General features: G+C 64.3%; 15 protein-coding genes and 1 pseudogene. 6 read left to right on the top strand and 10 right to left on the bottom strand.

Annotated features, from left to right (window positions below; genetic code table 11):
- Positions 1-242 (bottom strand): annotated as a pseudogene (locus ACI3K3_RS09880) (hypothetical protein); the annotation flags it as partial.
- A gap of 150 nt (positions 243-392) precedes the next feature.
- Here ACI3K3_RS09880 and ACI3K3_RS09875 point away from each other — a divergent pair.
- Positions 393-2,153: a fatty acyl-AMP ligase gene (locus ACI3K3_RS09875; RefSeq protein ID WP_404913413.1), complete on the top strand. Its 1,761-nt coding sequence runs from the start codon at positions 393-395 to the stop codon at positions 2,151-2,153.
- Positions 2,154-2,217: 64 nt separating this feature from the next.
- Here the strand turns inward: ACI3K3_RS09875 and ACI3K3_RS09870 are convergent, their stop codons facing one another.
- From ACI3K3_RS09870 to ACI3K3_RS09840, 7 genes are all read right to left on the bottom strand, one after another.
- Positions 2,218-2,703 carry a DUF421 domain-containing protein gene (locus ACI3K3_RS09870; protein ID WP_404913412.1) on the bottom strand — a complete coding sequence of 162 codons (486 nt, stop codon included), beginning with the start codon at positions 2,701-2,703 and terminating at the stop codon, positions 2,218-2,220.
- Positions 2,703-3,242 carry a hypothetical protein gene (locus ACI3K3_RS09865; protein ID WP_404913411.1) on the bottom strand — a complete coding sequence of 180 codons (540 nt, stop codon included), beginning with the start codon at positions 3,240-3,242 and terminating at the stop codon, positions 2,703-2,705. The genes ACI3K3_RS09870 and ACI3K3_RS09865 overlap by 1 nt, the downstream gene beginning before the upstream one ends.
- Before the next feature lie 53 nt (positions 3,243-3,295).
- Entirely contained in the window at positions 3,296-4,567 is a 1,272-nt protein-coding gene (locus ACI3K3_RS09860; protein WP_404913410.1) for an MFS transporter, read from the bottom strand.
- Between the two features lie 92 nt (positions 4,568-4,659).
- Positions 4,660-5,100: a DUF2721 domain-containing protein gene (locus ACI3K3_RS09855; protein WP_404913409.1), complete on the bottom strand. Its 441-nt coding sequence runs from the start codon at positions 5,098-5,100 to the stop codon at positions 4,660-4,662.
- 24 nt (positions 5,101-5,124) lie between these two features.
- Entirely contained in the window at positions 5,125-5,940 is an 816-nt protein-coding gene (locus tag ACI3K3_RS09850; protein ID WP_404913408.1) for a class I mannose-6-phosphate isomerase, read from the bottom strand.
- A 10-nt stretch (positions 5,941-5,950) separates the two neighbouring features.
- Positions 5,951-7,000 carry a mannose-1-phosphate guanylyltransferase gene (locus tag ACI3K3_RS09845; RefSeq protein ID WP_404913407.1) on the bottom strand — a complete coding sequence of 350 codons (1,050 nt, stop codon included), beginning with the start codon at positions 6,998-7,000 and terminating at the stop codon, positions 5,951-5,953.
- A gap of 267 nt (positions 7,001-7,267) precedes the next feature.
- Entirely contained in the window at positions 7,268-8,014 is a 747-nt protein-coding gene (locus ACI3K3_RS09840; protein WP_404913406.1) for a TonB family protein, read from the bottom strand.
- A gap of 133 nt (positions 8,015-8,147) precedes the next feature.
- Here ACI3K3_RS09840 and ACI3K3_RS09835 point away from each other — a divergent pair, with 133 nt between their 5' ends.
- Positions 8,148-8,870 (top strand): dienelactone hydrolase family protein, encoded by a 723-nt coding sequence (locus ACI3K3_RS09835; protein ID WP_404913405.1) that lies wholly within the window; start codon positions 8,148-8,150, stop codon positions 8,868-8,870.
- Between the two features lie 18 nt (positions 8,871-8,888).
- Here the strand turns inward: ACI3K3_RS09835 and ACI3K3_RS09830 are convergent, their stop codons facing one another.
- The gene (locus tag ACI3K3_RS09830) at positions 8,889-9,941 is read right to left on the bottom strand and encodes a phosphotransferase (RefSeq protein ID WP_404913404.1); all 1,053 of its coding nucleotides are present in this window, start codon (positions 9,939-9,941) and stop codon (positions 8,889-8,891) included.
- A gap of 121 nt (positions 9,942-10,062) precedes the next feature.
- Here ACI3K3_RS09830 and ACI3K3_RS09825 point away from each other — a divergent pair, with 121 nt between their 5' ends.
- The 4 genes from ACI3K3_RS09825 (at position 10,063) to ACI3K3_RS09810 (ending at position 14,134) form a co-directional block, all read left to right on the top strand.
- Positions 10,063-11,271: a CaiB/BaiF CoA transferase family protein gene (locus tag ACI3K3_RS09825; RefSeq protein WP_404913403.1), complete on the top strand. Its 1,209-nt coding sequence runs from the start codon at positions 10,063-10,065 to the stop codon at positions 11,269-11,271.
- Positions 11,272-11,273: 2 nt separating this feature from the next.
- The gene (locus ACI3K3_RS09820) at positions 11,274-11,672 is read left to right on the top strand and encodes a Zn-ribbon domain-containing OB-fold protein (RefSeq protein WP_404913402.1); all 399 of its coding nucleotides are present in this window, start codon (positions 11,274-11,276) and stop codon (positions 11,670-11,672) included.
- The gene (locus ACI3K3_RS09815; RefSeq protein ID WP_404913401.1) at positions 11,669-12,853 is read left to right on the top strand and encodes a thiolase family protein; all 1,185 of its coding nucleotides are present in this window, start codon (positions 11,669-11,671) and stop codon (positions 12,851-12,853) included. The genes ACI3K3_RS09820 and ACI3K3_RS09815 overlap by 4 nt, the downstream gene beginning before the upstream one ends.
- Before the next feature lie 81 nt (positions 12,854-12,934).
- The gene (locus ACI3K3_RS09810) at positions 12,935-14,134 is read left to right on the top strand and encodes an amidohydrolase family protein (RefSeq protein ID WP_404913400.1); all 1,200 of its coding nucleotides are present in this window, start codon (positions 12,935-12,937) and stop codon (positions 14,132-14,134) included.
- A gap of 51 nt (positions 14,135-14,185) precedes the next feature.
- Here the strand turns inward: ACI3K3_RS09810 and ACI3K3_RS09805 are convergent, their stop codons facing one another.
- Entirely contained in the window at positions 14,186-15,253 is a 1,068-nt protein-coding gene (locus ACI3K3_RS09805; RefSeq protein WP_404913399.1) for a phosphotransferase family protein, read from the bottom strand.
- Positions 15,254-15,261: the final 8 nt, after the last annotated feature.

Raw genomic sequence — 15,261 nt, 5'->3', positions numbered from 1 at the left:
CATCCTGCATCGTCCACATAGCCCAGCTCGACATAGCGGCCGATCAGACGATCGAGGTCGGGAGCGTCCCGCCCGTCCGCCTCGCCGTCTTCCGCCCCGACCCACCCCCGCTCGCGCAGCTTGCGCTGCAGATAATCGCGCAGCTTCCCTTGCGTCGTCGCGAAACGCGCGACATAGGCGAGCGCCAATTCCTCAAGGCGCTGTTCGGTAAGGGGTTGCGGATTGCGACGCTTGACGGACATCTTGCCCTATTCGTGCCACAGTCGGCTCGGATTGGGGAGAGCGTACGAAACCTCGTCGTGCGGATTTGCTGCCTTCGGTACGGTCAAAGCCGGACGCAGCGCGGGGTTTCTGCAGGAATACATGTTAAAACAACAACGGGTTAGAACGAAATGAACGACACCATCAACGTGGTGCCGCAAGCGAGCGAAGCACTTGTCGCCACGCCGAACGAGGACGCGCTTGCCCGCCGCTTTGCCGATTTCGACACCTTTGGCGATGCGCTGGACTATGCGGCGCAGGGCCAGCGCGGCTTCAATTTCCACGATCCGCGCGGCACGCTGAAGCAGGTCTATCCGTTCAGCCAGCTGCGTACGGATTCGATCAAGGTCGCCCACGCGCTGATCGCCCGCGGCGTGAAGCCCAACGACCGCGTGGCCCTGATCGCCGAGACGGGAGCCGATTTCGGGGCCCTGTTCTGCGGCGTCGTCTACGCAGGCGCCTGGCCCGTGCCGCTGCCGCTGCCCACCAGCTTTGGCGGCAAGGACAATTATATCGAGCAGCTTGCCGTCCAGCTTTCCAGCTCGGACCCGATGCTGTTGGTCGGCCCGGACGAGATCGCCGAGATGACCGCGCAGGCCGCGACGCGCCAGGGCTGCGATCACGCCACCTGGGCCGATTTCGCCGCGAAAGATGCGCCCGAAGTCGCGCTGCCCAAGGCCAGTCCGGACGATATCTGCTACCTGCAGTATTCCAGCGGTTCCACGCGCTTCCCGCATGGCGTCGCCGTGACGCACCGTTCGCTGATGTCGAACCTGGCCGCGCACAGCCACGGCATGGAACTGGCCGACGGCGACCGCTGCATCTCGTGGCTGCCCTGGTACCACGACATGGGCCTGGTCGGCTGCTTCCTCTCGCTGATCGCCAACCAGGTTTCCGGCGACTACCTCAAGACCGAGGACTTCGCCCGTCGTCCGCTGGCGTGGCTGGACCTGATCACGCGCAACCAGGGCACCTCGATCTCGTACTCGCCGACGTTCGGCTACGACATCTGCGCCCGCCGCATCTCCAGCCAGAGCCCGGTTTCCGACCGCTTCGACCTGTCGCGCTGGCGCCTTGCCGGCAACGGTGCCGACATGATCCGTCCGGACGTGATGCAAAGCTTCGTCAACGCCTTTGCCGACGCGGGTTTCAAGGCCACGGCCTTCCTGCCCAGCTACGGCCTTGCCGAAGCGACGCTCGCCGTCACCATCATGCCGCCGGGTGAAGGCATCCGCGTCGAACTGGTCGAGGAAGAGCGCCTTTCCGGCACTCCGCGCGATCTCAGCCGCCCGGCCCGCTATCGTGCCATCGTCAACTGCGGCAAGCCCGTGCGCGACATGGAAGTGGTGATCCGTGGCGAGAACGGCGACAGCCTCGGCGATCACAAGATCGGCAAGGTCTGGTGCCGCGGAATCAGCGTCATGCACTCCTACTTCCGCGACCCCGAGGCGACCGAGGCCTGCCTCGTCGACGGATGGCTGGACACCGGGGACATGGGCTACATGGCCGATGGCTACCTGTTCATCGTCGGCCGCGCCAAGGACATGATCATCATCAACGGCAAGAACCATTGGCCCCAGGACATCGAATGGGCCGTGGAACAGCTGCCGGGCTTCAACCATGGCGACATCGCCGCGTTCTCGGTGGAAACGGACAATGGCGAGGAAGCTCCCGCCGTGCTCGTGCACTGCCGCGTCTCTGATCCGGTGAAGCGCATCGAACTGCGCGACCTGATCCGCGACAAGGTGCGCTCGATCACCGGCATGAACTGCGTGGTCGAACTGGTACCGCCCAAGAGCCTGCCCCGCACCAGCTCGGGCAAGCTCAGCCGCGCCAAGGCCAAGAAGCTTTACCTTTCCGGCGAAATCGAGCCGTTCAAGATCGCGGCCTGATTGCAAGCCTCCTGAAACGTATCGGGGCCGGGAAAGCGAAAGCGCTTTTCCGGCCCTTTTCGCGTCAATCCGCCAGGTCGTCCTCATTCCGGCGAGAATCGACATCCTGTCCGTCCGCACGGATGAAGGAGATCTTGCCTTCCGGTTCGAGGATAGCCCAGGCCACCTGATCGAGCCGGGATATTCCCGCGAGTCGCATTTCGGCTGCGAGTTCGTCGCGATCGATCCGCTCGATATCCATGTTTCGCTTTATCACGCTGCCGCCCCGCACCAGCACCACCGGCGCGCTTTCCAGAATGCGGCGCGCGCGCGTCGAATGATGGCCGACCAGGCCGAGCACCAGACTCCAACCCGCGAATGTGACGATGGCCAGCGTCGCTCCGGTCAGCGAGAAGTCCTGATGGGTGACGCCCTGCTGGATGAGATCGCCCATCACGATCAGCGATACCAGTTCGAACGGGGCCATCTGCCCCAGCTCGCGCTTCCCCATCAGCCGCAGCAGCAGGTACATGACCGCGAACATGACCGAGGCGCGGATCACGATCTCCATCAGGGAAGGACCGTCAGATGGAGCGGGATCGTGGCGATTTCCGCCTGGCCGTCGGCGACATGGAGGCTGCCCTCCAGGCGTCTGAACGAGCGGGGCTGGATCTGGCCGTCGAACTTCAGAACGAACGGCTGCCCGGCCTCCACTTTGCCGAAGTGATAGGCGTAGACACCGTCCAGCGCGGTCGCACTCTCTGCGTCGGGCACGATCGTGTCGATGCTCATCCCGCGCCAGAGGGGGTCGTCGATCCCCACCACAAGATCGGACAGGGCCTGCCTGGGCGTTATCCGTACTTGCGTCTCGAACCAGTTGCCGCTGCGAAGAATGCCGGCGTGCGTCAGTTCGATCGTTGCCAGGGGCGTATCGAACCGGGTCTTTTCGTCCGCCCCTCCGCCCAGCCAGCCGGTGAATGCCGCAAGGATCACACCGACGATCACCAGAACCGCCAAAGGCGTCCGCCAGACCGCGAATCTGCCCACATCGTCATGACGCGTCGCGATACCGAATGGGGGATCGACAGGACTGGGATCGGTACTGGTCATCGTATGTCTAGGAACCGACTGGGCGTTCTCGTGTTCCCGCCTCAACCAGGCGTTCAGGCCGCCTGTTCTTTCTCCTGCGCTTCCTCTGCATCCCAGCGCGGGTATGGAGGCAGGAACACCAGCAGCGTCCCGCCGATCAGACAGCCTACGGTTCCGGCCCAGAGGAAGGGCTCATAGCCGCCGAGCCGATCGTAGATAGCTCCTGCCGCCAGCGGCCCCAGCCCCGAAGCCAGCGCCACCAGGGCCGACATCATCCCATAGATCGCTCCGAAATGGCGCATTCCGGCATATCCGGCGGTCAGATAGGCGCAGATCTGCATCTTGGTGCCCGCCGCATAGCCATTGACCAGAAGCGCGATAACGATCGCCGGGGTGGAACTCATCGCCACGGTCAGCAGGAAGAAGGTCACGGCGGTGACTCCCATCGTCAATCCGCCGATCCAATTGGGTCTGAAGCGATCCAGCAGAGCCCCCGTCGCCAGCTTGCCAATGATCCCCGCGACCCCGGTCAGCGAGGTCAGCCAGGCCGCATTGCTACGGCTTACGCCCGATTCGGTGAGGATCGGAAAGAGATGGATGGAAAGCCCGATCGTCAGGAACATCACCACGAACGTGGAGACGGCCACTTGCCACAGCGGCCGGCTTCGCAGCGCTTCCTGCCGCGTCAGCCCCGGCAGATGCGCCCCGGAACGGCTTTCGGGAGCCCTACCGCTACGGACGTTGCGGTCGTGGGCATCGTAGAGGAACAGGAAGCAGAGCAACAGCGATAGACCGCCCCAGCCCAGACCGAACCACACGAAAGCCCCGCGCCAGCCCACGTCCTCGATCAGAAAATTGCCCAGGGGCGGCACGATGGCCTGCGCGAGGGCCGTTCCCGAAACCGTGAAGCCCAGCGCCAGGCCCCTGCCCTTCGTGAACATGCTGGCCACGGCCAGCGTCCAGATGGTCGATTTGATGGTGGTCAGGAGCACGCCGAGCACAACCCAGAGCACAATCCATTGCACGGGCGAGCCATTCGCGGTGGCGAAGGCGCATGTCGCTGCCATCACCGCAACGATCCCTGGGAGAGCGAGCCGCCGCGATCCTGCCCGGTCGATCAAGGCGCCGTAGAAGGGGGACAGCACCGCCGTGATGAGCGTGGCGATGGCCGGTCCGGCCGAGAGCAGCGAGCGATTCCAGCCGAACTCTCGCGATAGCGGTTCCATGAACAGGCCGGTTGCGGCCAGAAGCACGGAAAAAAAGGAAAACCCGACCGACGCCGCCAGAACCAGCGTCCAGCCCGATTTCCATTCCTCGGCCTGTCCCGACCCAATCGCCTTGTCCATGGCGCCTCTCCCTCGTTGCCGCGAGACTAGAGGGAAAGGCGCAAACGCCAACCGCCGGGACGATAACCCCCAGATAATTCCAAGTCTGCCGGTCAGATGGTGCGGTGCAGTTCCAGATAGTCGCGAGGAATGCTCAACGCATCCTTAGCCACTTGCGTCTCCCGCAGGAACAGGACCAGAGCCACCAGAAGCAGAACGATCGAGGCAAGGAAGATGACCGCCGCAACGCCGTGCAGGTCGAGCCCGGCCAGGCCCTGAAGGAACAGCACGGCCACAGTCGTGCCGATGCACAGCGCCGACAGCACCATGAACCGGATGGCCTTGGTGATGATGTTGATGCGCTTGTCGACCAGGCGGATCTCCAGAACCACCATGTCGTGTTCGGCGCCTTGCGTCTCGTTATGACGCGACTGCAACTCGCGCGCGCGATCCACGACACGTCCGAGCCGACTGGACAGGATGTTGAGGATGTTGCCGATGGCCACCAGCACGAACACCGGCGTCAGCGCCAACTGGATGGTCTGGACGATCATGACATCGTCTATTGCAAACATGCGTCAGCCTGCACAGGCTCTCGCCAGCAGACAAACGCCGTTTTCCGCAAATTTGACGTCATCCAGGGACTTTGCCAAGCCGCAGCCACCCGGCGAAATCGTATCCTGTCCGACAGTTACGTTGCCTTCGCGCGGTATCACCAGCAGCGCCTCGGGATATCGAGCCGCAACCGCAGGCGAAGGCATGCCCGCGACCTGATCGAGCAGGAACAGCGGGCCATCCACCAGTACGGCGCTATCATGCTCCGGCACGCGCTTGTGCCAACGTGCCAGGTCGTAAACCTCGCCCTTCGCCACGGCCATGCCTTCGTCGAGGTGAAGCTCGCGCGGGCGGCCATAGTCGTAGAGGCGATAGGTGATGTCGCTGTTCTGCTGAACCTCGATCAGGCTGACGCCTACGCCGATGGCATGAACGGTATTCGCCGGGATGTAGAAGAAATCGCCGGGCTGGACTTCATGCCAGGTCATCAGCCCTTCGATCGAACCGTCGCGAGCCGCTGCGCGCATCGCTTCCTCGTCGATCGGCGCATCGAAGCCGATGCCGAGCGTCGCTCCGGGCTCAGCCGCCACGATCAGCCAGCACTCTTCCTTGCCCTGCCGGCCAAGTCCCTTTGCCCGTGTCTGCGCGTCGCTGGGGTGGACCTGCACCGAAAGCTTCTCGCTGGTGAAGATGTACTTCACCAGCAGATCGGGCAAAGCGGCCGGTGGTTCGAACCAGATCTCGCCGATACGCTCCCCGTCCGGCGCCGTGAAAGGCGCAGGCAGCACATCCTTGCCCCAGGGCTTTTCGACCTGGCGGATCGGCAGTGCGGCGTTCATGTGAAATTCCTTACTGGTTGACGGCGCCCGAAAGCTTTCCGACCTTTTGCACACCGTCAACGGTCGTGACCAGCACATCGTTTCCGTCTATCACGACGATGACGTTCTCCAGTCCGATCACAGACACGCGCGGGCCGTCGCTGTCTACCAGCACATTCCGACAATCGACCATCTCGACCGAGCCCGTCCCGCGCACCGAGTTGCCCTGATCGTCTCGCGCCAGCGCATCGTGCAGGGCCTGCCAGTTGCCGATGTCGGACCACTCCATGTCGGCCGGCACAAGAGCCGCCCGGCGGGTGTTTTCCATGACCGCATAGTCCACCGAATCGCTTTCCACTTCCGCGAAAGTGGCAGCGTCCGGGTGGAAGCGATGGCCTTCCTCGCTGCCTTTTTCGACCGCTTCGCGCACTTTGGCGGCGATCTGGGGGCGGTGCGCGGCCAGTTCGGCCATGAAGTCCCCCACCCGGAAAGCGAAGATGCCTCCATTCCAGGCGTAATTGCCATCGGCAAGGAAGGACCTGGCGCGTTCGAGGTCGGGCTTTTCGACGAATTGCGCGGTGCGAAACGCCTTTTCGTGTCCGTCGATCGGTTCACCGCGCTTGAGGTATCCAAAACCGGTCTCGGGTGCCGTCGCTTCGATCCCGAAGGACACGAGCCACCCTTCCTTCGCAAGTTCCGCAGCCGCGCAGGCGGCCGTGGAGAAGACGTCGGGCCGCCCGATGTGATGGTCACTGGGGCACACCAGCATGATGGCATCGTCCGGCAGGCGGCAGGCGGCAAGCGCGATGGCCGCGGCCGTGTTCCGGGCTGCGGGCTCGACGATCACCGAAGCACCCTCGACGCCGCGAAGCTGCGCTTCAACATGGGCCAGATGCTTGGTGCCGGTCACCACTACGGGTGCCGAGAACCCGCTGGCGGCGGGGCAACGCGCCACGGTCGCCTCGAACAGCGTCGAATCTCCGACGAGCGGGAGAAAGGGCTTGGGCATGGCGGCGCGGCTGCGCGGCCAGAGGCGGGTGCCGCTGCCGCCGCAGAGGATGACGGGAACGATTTCGGGCATGGAACTCGCATTATGAAGGGAAAGGGAGCTTTGCGGCGCGCTATTAGCCGCGCCTTCGACCAATGCAACAGGATCGATCCAGTCAGACTTCATCTTTCACTCCTGCGCCGCAGTCCTGCGGCCTGCCCAATTCGTTTTCACATGGTCGTCGACGGGCGATCTCTCGATCCATAGCAACGTTAGCGCCAACCCGGCGACGCGTCTTGGCGGAACGGGACCAACTGAACCAACGTTGCGCCGCATCGAAAGATCCTCAAATTCAATCCCTCAGGATCGGGTCTTCAGAAACCATCGCTGCCGCCATCCATATTCGGCCTCGACCGCGTTCCCTTTGGCATCTCGTGCCGGTTTGAAGCGAAAACGCTCCGTGGCGAGTCGACAGGTGATCCGATCGGCCTCCGCATCCGGACTTGGCTGTAGCACGCGACATCCCTTCACTTGGCCATCGGTGCCGACCCGAAGGGCCACGACGACTTGTGATCCCAAGCGCAGTTCCCGGCTTTCAGAGGGATAGTCTCGGGCCGAATTGATGTCTCCCGCGATTTTCACCGGTTTGGCGGCAATTCCCCCGCCTCCCCCCGATCCCGAGCCATTTCCTCCCGCGCCGCGCCCTTCGCCGGTGCCCCCCGCGCCCCTGCCTGCCCCGTCATCCTGCGCGCCCGATGCATTATCCGGACCGCTGCCCGCGATGATAGGTGCCTCGGTGGTGGCAATCCGTACCGCCGGCTGCGGCGCCGCAATGGGGCGTGGCTCCGCGCGCTTGCCGGGGCTTCCCGCCGCACCCTTCTCCTGCGGGGAAGCCGAACGCGGCATGGGTGACGGCAGCGGTGGATCCGGGAGCGGTGGCTTCAGGGGGATATCAAAAGTTCGCGTCAGCGATCCGATGGTGGTTGCCGCCAATTCCGGCGCGAAGGCACGTATCAACACCGCGAAGAGCGCCAGATGCAAAAGGACGACCAGCAAGATCACAGCCACGCGCGTCTGCCGACGAGGCTTCAGATCGGCTCCGCTCATAGCGACAGGATGCCACGATCGCCGCCCGACCGGCAAGTCCATCGGATTTTGACATGGACCGGCCCCGCGCTACATTCCGATTTGCGAACGCCAATTCACTAATGCGACGCGACATCTTGGGAGAGAGACAGGGATGCCATTCGAACCCGTGACCTGCGAACATGACGGCGCCCGCCTTCATGGCCGGATCGCTCATTCCCAACATGAAGGAATGGGCGGAACCGTGATGATGTTTCCCGGCGCTACCGGCGCTTCGGAAAGCTTCGACGCGGCGATGCGGGAACTGGCCGAGGCCGGCTACACCGTCGTTCATGCCAACATGTATGATGAGGATGTCGATTTGTCCTCGCATCAGACGGCGGGGCAAGGGTTTGCCGCGCTCATGGCAGAGCCTGCCAGACTACGGGCGCGCGCGATGGCCTGGTTCGAGCGCGTACGCCGACTGGACGGCGTCGATCCCGATCGCATCGCTGCCATCGGCTATTGCTTCGGCGGCAGATGCGTTCTGGAACTGGCGCGCTGCGGGGTCGATCTGCGCGCGGTGACAAGCTTTCACGGGCTGCTGACCACCCATGCTCCGGCCCATCCGGGCTCGGTTCGAGCCCGCGTGGCGATCTGGACAGGCGGCGACGATCCCTACGCCCCCGTCGAGGATGCCCAAGCAATCCAGGCGGAATTCGACGCCGCCGGAGCCGATTACCAGTTCACCCTCTTCGCCAAGGCCAGGCACGCCTTCATGGACCCCGATCACGACGGCCTGGCGCCCGGCATTGCCTATGACCGCATGGCGCATCGCATCGCCTGGTCTGCGACACGCGCGCTGCTGGCGGAAACGATCGGCGAGCCTCTGACATAAACCCGCCTCGGGCAGCGGTCAGGCCTGGAGCAGACCATGGCTCCCGTGCCGGGCCACTGCCTTGCCGAGACGGTCCACGAACTCGACGATGATGGGCGGATCGACGCGGCGCGTGATCGACCATAGATAATAGCCGTAGATCGCTGCCTCGCGATATTGCAGCCACGCCTCTTCCTCATCCGGCATGGCCAGGCCATGGCCGCGCATCATCTTCAGATATTCCCCTAGCAGGCGCCGCTCTTCGGCTTCAGCCACCTCGGGCGGCAGTACCGCGTTGATGTGATAGGCCACGTCCAATGCCCAGCCGCCGCGCTGAAGCAGTTGCCAGTCGATCAGGCCCATCCCGCCGTTCCGGCGGAACACATTTCCGGCGTGCGCATCGCCATGGACCAGAAACTGCGGGCGCCGCGCGTCGCGCGCAGCCAGGGACTTCAAGGCCGCCACCAGCCGCGTCGCATCTCGAACCTGGCTTGGAAGACCATCGCCGCGCGGGCCGTCGAGCAGTTCCTGCAGGGTTTCCGGCGTGATGTACGTCATTTCCGCCAGTTGGGAGAGGCGTGGGCGAATCCAGTCGAACTGCGCCAGCACATCGCTGCGCGCATGAAGTCGCGCGATCTGGCCAAGGCTGAGCACGGCATCGTCCGGCGTGAAGCTTTCCAATGCGGAACAGAACACTGCACCCTGACCGATCAGGTCGCGCATCACCGTTACCGCCTGCTGGCGCTCCCGGTCGATCACCGTGGCGATACATTCGGGCACGGTGCAATCCACCAAGGGCGCGATTCTGCCGTAGAAGTCCGATTCCAGAACGCAGGTCGGCCCTCCCCGCGCGGTCGCCTCGTCCACGTCGAGCAAGCCCTTCAGACAATAGGCGCCGCGTTCGCCATCCTCAAATTCCACGGCGAAGCGAACCTTCGTGGCCACCGTGCGAATCACCTCCACGGTTTCGACGCCCTTCACTCGGCGGGCCAGCACGATCGTCAGCCACGCCGGATCCTGCGCCTCGATAAGCGTCTTTGGTACTTCCGTGGCGGCAAGGCGCGGAACTTCGCGCGTGAGAACTTCCGACATGTCGCATTCTCCCATGCCGGGCGAGTCCGGCTTGTCCAATTCTCTATTTCGTTACATAATTCGCAATAGAGAATTTATGGCGGGCCGTAAAATTGATGCCGCCGACGGGAGAGATGCACAGATGGGCAAGCCACTGGAAGGCATAAAGGTCGTGGAAGTGGCGATGTGGGCGTTCGTGCCCGCTTGCGGCGGCATGTTGGCGGACCTCGGCGCGGAAGTGATCAAGATCGAGCCGCCCAGCGGCGATCCGCTGCGCGGCTTGCAGATTGGCGGGCTGGGACAGAGCGCCATCGACTACTCCTGGGAAAGCTACAATCGCGGTAAGCGCTCGGTGACGCTCGACCTGAAGCAACCGGCCGGCCGCGCCGTGCTTGACCGATTGCTGGAGGACGCCGACGTCTTCCTCACCAATCTTCTGCCGCCCGCACGGCGGACCATGCGGATCGATGCCGCAACCCTGCGCGAGGCCTTTCCGCGTCTGATCTACGCCAGCGGCAGCGCTCTCGGCCCCAATGGGCCGGAAAGCGACAAGGGCGGATATGACGCGATCACCTTCTGGGCGCGCGGTGGCCTGGCCTCCTCTCTGACCGAAGAAGGCGCGCTTCATCCGGTGGGTCCGCCCGGCCCCGCTTTCGGAGATACCCTTTCTGGCGCCATGCTCGCGGGCGGCATCTGCGCCGCCATCGCCCGCCGCGCACTGACTGGCGAGGCCGGCGAGGTGGACGTGTCGCTGCTAGGCGCGGCCATGTGGTCGCAGCAGCGGCTGATCTGCCAGGCGACTGCCGACGGTGTCCGGAAATTTCCCCGTCCCGATCCACGGCTTCCCAACAACGTACTGGTCGCCAACTACCGGACGGCGGACGGCAGGTTCGTCGCGCTCTGCATGTTGCAGGCGGATCGCTACTGGGCCCGGTTCTGCGAAGTGGCGGGGCGGCCGGACCTCGCGGCCGACCCCCGCTTCGCGAACAGCGCGGCACGGCGCGAGAACTTGGCCGCCTGTCATGAAGCCGTGACCGAACTCTTCGCCTCCAGGACGCTGGCAGAGTGGCGGGACATCCTTTCCCGTCAGGACGGGCAATGGGACGTGGTACAGGACGTGGGCGAGATCGCGCAGGACGTTCAGGTTCGCGCCAACGGCTATCTCAAGCAAGTTCCGGCAGGCGGCGACACCACGCTACCGATGGTATCGGTGCCCATGCTTTTCGACGGCGCCGCGCTGCCATCCAGCCGTTCGCCGGAACTCGGGGCCGACAGCGACGCCGTGCTCTCCGCGCTGGGCTACAGCGAGGATGAGATCATCGATCTCAAGGTCCAGGGCGTGGTGTTCTGAGCATGATCCGCAAGCTTCCCCGACTGGAACCGGACAGCGCGTTCTTCTGGACGTCCGGCGCCGATGGCATCCTGCGGATCCAGCGCTGCGCGGATTGCCGGCGATGGCAGCACCCGCCCCTTCCCCGCTGCGCCGGGTGTGGCAGCGAAGCGGTTTCCCCGCAGCCGGTCTCCGGCAACGGCCGGATCGCCAGCTACACCGTCAATCGCGAGGCATGGCTGCCCGACATGGCCGTGCCTTTCGTATTCGCCGTGGTCGAGCTGGAGGAGCAGCCGCAACTCTACGTGTTCACGAACCTCCTGGCGCAGGTCGAGGAAGCACGAGTGGGGCTGCCGGTATCCGTCACGTTCGAGCAGCACGACGACCTTTGGCTGCCGCTTTTCCAACCGGACCCGTCATGACCCAGTTTCCCGAAAAGCTGGTTTGCGTAACCGGCATTGCGCAATCCGAAGTAGCCCGCCCGTCGCAGCGCAGCGCCCTGCAACTCACCGCCGACGCCTGCCTGACCGCCATCGCGGACGCCGGTCTGGCAGTGTCGGATGTCGACGGGATCGCCACTTATCCCGGCAAGTCGTCGGAAGGCGGCGGCATTGCCCCGGTCAGCCCTTCCGAAGCGGCGGAGGTGCTGGGGATCGATCCCCGCTGGATTCTCGCTTCGTCCGAAGGCTTCAGCCACATGGCGCCGATCTTCAACGCGGTGACCGCGATCGCCTGCGGCATGGCGCGCCATGTCGTGGTGTTCCGCACGGTTGCGCAGGCCAGCGCGCGCCGGCAAGCTCGCACCTCTACGCTGATGTCCGGCGGGCGCGACCGGGTGGACGGCAACAACGCCTGGACGGTGCCGTTCGGGGCACTCTCGCCGGTCAATACTTTCGCGCTCTACGCGCAGGCCTACTTCGATCGATACGAGGCCACGGCGGAGCAACTCGGCGCCATAGCCGTCACCAGCCGGGCCAACGCCGCGCTCAACCCTGCGGCGATCTATCGCGAGCCGATCACGCTCGAAGACTATCTGGCCTCGCGGGTGATATCATCGCCATTGCGCCTCTACGATTGCGACGCCCATGTCGATGGAGCCACGGCGCTGGTCCTGTCCCACCGCGACGCCGCGAAGGACTTGCGCAATCCGCCGCTTCACATCGAAGCGATGGGCATGGCCGTCGGAGGGCTTTGGACCGGCCGGCACGAAGGCGATTTCACCAGTCTGCCCGCAGCCCGGCGCGCTGGCGATATGCTCTGGTCGCGCACCGACATGACTCCCGGCGGGATCGATTGCGCGCAGATTTATGACGGGTTCTCGATCTTCGTCTGGCTCTGGATGGAAGCGCTGGGGCTAGTCCCCCCGGGCGAAGCCTGCCGCTTCACCGAAGGCGGCAGCCGCATCGGTCTGGATGGAGAGCTGCCCCTGAATACGGGCGGCGGCCAGCTCTCCGCCGGACGGCTCCATGGCTACGGGCATATTCACGAGGCCTGCATCCAGCTCTGGCGGCGCGGTGAGGGCAGGCAGGTCGCGGACGCAAGCACCGCCATCGTCTCCAATGGCGGCTACGGATACGGCGCGATGCTGCTGAGACGGGACTGAGCGACGCCGCGACACTTGACTCAAAAGTTCGTTATATCGATAATTGGTTCACAATAACGAATATATGAGAGGAGTCGGAAGTTGAGCGAAGCCGATCCGGCCGTTCGGGCCAATATCGCAACGCCTTGGCCCTATGGACCGATCTTCGATGCGGACGCGCATATCGATCCCCCGCACGACATGTGGAAGGAGTACCTGCCCGCCCATTTGCGCGAGCGAGCGCCCTTCATCGAACATGCCGAGGACGGCGATTACATCTGCTTCGAAGGCAATCGCCGGCCGTTCATGATGATCAACAACCAGGCCGGTCGCGAGGGCAAGAACTTCAAGATGAAGGGCCGCCTGGCCGACCAGCGCAAGGTCTGGGAACCGGCGACCCGCCTGGCCGACATGGATGCGGACGGCATGGACGCGGCGCTGCTGTTCGGTGGCGGACCGCTGGGCTCGCTCGACAACGAACTCTATATCGCCAGCTACGAAGCCTATCAGAACTGGGTGATGGACTTCTGCTCGGCGGCGCCGGACCGGCTCTACCCGGTCGGTTACGTGCCGATGCGCGATGTCGATGAAACGGTCGAACATGTCCGCCGCCTGGCAAGCAAGGGCTTTCGCGCCATCAACCTGCCGGCCTTTCCCCAGAACCCGGACGCCTGGAGCACCAGTTCCGGCGTGGCCGCGCTCAAGCCGGGGCAAGTCTCGGCGCTCACGGGCGATCCCAAGGGGAGCCTGCAATATTATCAGCCCGAGTTCGACCGGCTCTGGGCCGCGATCTGCGACCATGATCTGGTCGTCACCTTCCACCTCGGTGCGCGCGTGCCGCGTTTCGGGGAAAAGCAGTTCTTCCTGCCCGACATGCCGATGAGTAAGCTGGCCATGGCCGAACCGCTGGGAATCCTGATCTACAACGGCGTCTTCGACCGCTTTCCCACGCTACGCATCGGCTCGATGGAAAGCGGTGTGGGCTGGTTCGCGTGGTATGCCGAATACAACGACCGCACCTGGGAAAAACAACGCTACTGGACCGAGTCCCCGCTGAAGAACCCGCCAAGCTGGTACATGGACCGCAACATCTACGGTTCCTTCATCCAGGATCGCGCAGGGATCCTGAGCCGTGACCTACCCGGCGGTCGCAATATCATGTGGTCGTCGGACTATCCGCATTCGGAGACGACCTTCCCGCGATCGCGCGACGTCATCCTGCGCGACTTCGAGGGCGTGCCGGAAGCCGACGTGAGGGCGATCATCCATGACAATTGCCGCCGGATGCTCGGCCTGACCTGAGTTGCCTCTAATGGCGAGCCCGGATGCGCCGGGCTCGCCACCACGATCGCTTCAAGCCACCTTCAATCGCCGTGCCATGGCCGCATCATCCATCCTCGGCGTTCCGCGCAAGTGCGCGAGGCGGACGCCGGTGCAGGTCATCTTGAGATGGGCGAAATCTTCGTACCATTCGAGGTCGGCGGAGGACTTTCCGGTCAATTCCTCCCACAAGGCCACCGTTTCCTCGCGATTGCCCATGCCCTCCAGCGGCGCACCGTAGGTGGCGCGCGGGCCGTGCATCGTTTCCGCGATCACGCAGAACCAGGCGAGATCGTGCAGCGCGCCGCCCAGCGAAGGCTGTTCCCAGTCCATGACGGCAACGACGTCGAAGGCATCGTCGAACATCATGTTGCCAATCCGCGAATCACCCCAGACGAGGCCCTCGGGCTGGTTTTCCGGCCATGAAGCGCGCAGCCGCTCCAGCGCGGCGTTCAGCACCGGCAAAGGTTCGACCTCCTGCAACCAGCGCGCGAACCCGGTGAACTTGACCCATTCCTGTTCCAGCCCGTGCTCGCCAGCCGGTCCGGCGAGAAAGTCCAGCCCCTCCAGCGGCACGCGCTGTATCGCCGCCAGTTGCTGCACCGCATTTCGCCAGAGCACCCGGCGCTGCGCCGGAGCGGCGTCCTTCAGCCAGCCTTCGCGGGCATAAGGCGGAATGGATACGGGCACGCGGCCGACCTTCCGTTCCATCACGAAGAAGGGACTGCCGAGCACATTTGCGTCTTCCTCGAACCAGAGCGGACGAGCCACGCGGACGGCTTCATCGTCAGGACTTGCGTCGCCGCGTTCCGCGAGCACCTTCATGATGCGATACTGCTGCTCGAACAGGTCGTCGGGATAGACGGTGAAGCCCTGCGGCTTGATGCGAAGGACGCAGCCCTTTCGCCGAGGGACGTTCCCCTCCCTCCAAAGCGCCTCGAACAGGATCGTTTCATGGCTCTGCCCCGCGCCGCGCGGATAGGAGAGGTCGCGGATCTCCAATCCCTCGGCTTCCGGCAGGCGCCTCGCCAACCAGCCTTCGAGCACACCAGCCGTCTCTCCCAGGTCACGGGTTTCCGGCGCGACGATCACGTCCGACATAAACACTC

Origin of the sequence: Novosphingobium sp. ZW T3_23 (genome assembly GCF_044987305.1) — a bacterium.
Taxonomy (GTDB): Bacteria; Pseudomonadota; Alphaproteobacteria; order Sphingomonadales; family Sphingomonadaceae; genus Novosphingobium.
Note: the sequence above shows the minus strand (reverse complement) of the source record. Positions and strands in the feature narration are given on the sequence as shown.

Excerpts from the sequence above, each read along its gene's own strand:
- ACI3K3_RS09875 (WP_404913413.1), top strand. The coding sequence starts at position 393 with ATGAACGACACCATCAACGTGGTGCCGCAAGCGAGCGAAGCACTTGTC.
- ACI3K3_RS09870 (WP_404913412.1), bottom strand. The coding sequence starts at position 2,703 with ATGGAGATCGTGATCCGCGCCTCGGTCATGTTCGCGGTCATGTACCTG.
- ACI3K3_RS09865 (WP_404913411.1), bottom strand. The coding sequence starts at position 3,242 with ATGACCAGTACCGATCCCAGTCCTGTCGATCCCCCATTCGGTATCGCG.
- ACI3K3_RS09860 (WP_404913410.1), bottom strand. The coding sequence starts at position 4,567 with ATGGACAAGGCGATTGGGTCGGGACAGGCCGAGGAATGGAAATCGGGC.
- ACI3K3_RS09855 (WP_404913409.1), bottom strand. The coding sequence starts at position 5,100 with ATGATCGTCCAGACCATCCAGTTGGCGCTGACGCCGGTGTTCGTGCTG.
- ACI3K3_RS09850 (WP_404913408.1), bottom strand. The coding sequence starts at position 5,940 with ATGAACGCCGCACTGCCGATCCGCCAGGTCGAAAAGCCCTGGGGCAAG.
- ACI3K3_RS09845 (WP_404913407.1), bottom strand. The coding sequence starts at position 7,000 with ATGCCCGAAATCGTTCCCGTCATCCTCTGCGGCGGCAGCGGCACCCGC.
- ACI3K3_RS09840 (WP_404913406.1), bottom strand. The coding sequence starts at position 8,014 with ATGAGCGGAGCCGATCTGAAGCCTCGTCGGCAGACGCGCGTGGCTGTG.
- ACI3K3_RS09835 (WP_404913405.1), top strand. The coding sequence starts at position 8,148 with ATGCCATTCGAACCCGTGACCTGCGAACATGACGGCGCCCGCCTTCAT.
- ACI3K3_RS09830 (WP_404913404.1), bottom strand. The coding sequence starts at position 9,941 with ATGTCGGAAGTTCTCACGCGCGAAGTTCCGCGCCTTGCCGCCACGGAA.
- ACI3K3_RS09825 (WP_404913403.1), top strand. The coding sequence starts at position 10,063 with ATGGGCAAGCCACTGGAAGGCATAAAGGTCGTGGAAGTGGCGATGTGG.
- ACI3K3_RS09820 (WP_404913402.1), top strand. The coding sequence starts at position 11,274 with ATGATCCGCAAGCTTCCCCGACTGGAACCGGACAGCGCGTTCTTCTGG.
- ACI3K3_RS09815 (WP_404913401.1), top strand. The coding sequence starts at position 11,669 with ATGACCCAGTTTCCCGAAAAGCTGGTTTGCGTAACCGGCATTGCGCAA.
- ACI3K3_RS09805 (WP_404913399.1), bottom strand. The coding sequence starts at position 15,253 with ATGTCGGACGTGATCGTCGCGCCGGAAACCCGTGACCTGGGAGAGACG.